The sequence below is a fragment of the Pseudomonas sp. NPDC089569 genome (assembly GCF_050280625.1).
Classification (GTDB): domain Bacteria; phylum Pseudomonadota; class Gammaproteobacteria; order Pseudomonadales; family Pseudomonadaceae; genus Aquipseudomonas.
Genome location: NZ_JBNNVQ010000259.1, coordinates 1 through 1,502, shown reverse-complemented (window position 1 = coordinate 1,502; position 1,502 = coordinate 1). Strand labels below are relative to the sequence as shown.

Genomic DNA, 1,502 nt, shown 5'->3' with positions numbered 1-1,502 from the left:
CCGATGAGCCGCGAGCGTTGCGAGCTGCTCAAGCTGCCGTTGATGGCGCCGCGCAACGGCTCCGGCTTCGGCACCAAGTTCACCGTGTCCATCGAGGCGGCCACCGGCGTGACCACCGGCATTTCCGCCGCCGACCGCGCGCGCACCGTGCAAGCGGCTGCCGCCCGTGATGCCAAGGCAGAAGACATTGTCAGCCCGGGTCACATTTTCCCGCTGATGGCCCAGGCCGGCGGCACCCTGGCCCGCGCCGGTCACACCGAGGCGGCCTGCGACCTGGCGCGCATGGCCGGTTTCGAGCCGAGCGGCGTGATCTGCGAAGTGATGAACGACGACGGCACCATGTCCCGTCGTGCGGAACTGGAAGCTTTCGCAGCCGAACATGACATCAAGATCGGCACCATCGCCGACCTGATCCACTACCGCATGATCCATGAACGTACCGTTCAGCGGATTGCCGAGCAGCCACTGGACAGCGAACTGGGCCAATTCAACCTGGTGACCTATCGTGATGCCGTGGAAGGCGACGTGCACATGGCCCTGACCCTGGGCAACATCTGCGCCGAAGAGCCGACACTGGTGCGCGTGCACAACATGGACCCGCTGCGCGACCTGCTGATGGTCAAGCAACCGGGCCGCTGGAGCCTGCGTGCCGCGATGGCAACGGTTGCCGAGGCTGGCAGCGGTGTGGTGCTGTTGCTCGGTCACCCGCTTGACGGTGACGTTTTGCTGGCGCATATCCGCGAAACGGCGGATCAGGCCGCGGTGAAAAAGCCGACCACCTACAGCACTGTCGGGGCTGGTTCGCAGATCCTGCGTGACCTGGGCGTGCGCAAAATGCGCCTGATGTCGGCACCGATGAAATTCAACGCGATATCCGGTTTCGATCTGGAAGTTGTAGAATACGTGCCCTCCGAATAATGACCGGTTGTTTCCGGCCCTGAATTCGCGGCAAATAAATCACTGAGGGGCGCGTAACAGACGCGTCCCGGCTCTTTAAGAGATCTATCGAATGACCCTGAAGACCATCGAAGGTACGTTCATCGCCCCTAAAGGCCGCTACGCTCTGGTAGTGGGCCGTTTCAACAGCTTCGTCGTTGAAAGCCTGGTCAGCGGTGCAATCGATGCCCTGGTTCGCCATGGCGTGAGCGAAAGCGACATCACCATCATCCGTGCCCCTGGCGCCTTCGAAATTCCGCTGGTTGCGCAGAAAGTCGCCCAGAAAGGCGAGTTCGCGGCAATCATCGCGCTGGGCGCGGTCATTCGTGGCGGTACTCCGCATTTCGAATACGTGGCTGGCGAATGCACCAAGGGCCTGGCCCAGGTGTCCATGGAGTTCGGCGTACCGGTCGCTTTCGGCGTGCTGACCGTCGACTCCATCGAGCAAGCCATCGAACGTTCCGGCACCAAAGCCAAAGGACTCTGGGCTTCGGCCGATCGCCACGCCCACGATACCGCCAGCGACCGATCCGATACCGGCACCGATTGCCGTGCGGCTTAGCTCA

Annotated in this window: 2 protein-coding genes; both read left to right on the top strand. The window is 62.5% G+C overall.

Annotated elements, in window-relative coordinates; genetic code table 11:
* A partial coding sequence (locus ACQKP2_RS32885; protein ID WP_427582388.1) for a 3,4-dihydroxy-2-butanone-4-phosphate synthase occupies positions 1–918 on the top strand: 918 nt, incomplete at its 5' end.
* 91 nt (positions 919–1,009) lie between these two features.
* Positions 1,010–1,498, top strand: coding sequence for a 6,7-dimethyl-8-ribityllumazine synthase (gene ribH, locus ACQKP2_RS32880; protein WP_427582387.1), 489 nt, complete (start codon positions 1,010–1,012; stop codon positions 1,496–1,498).
* Positions 1,499–1,502: the final 4 nt, after the last annotated feature.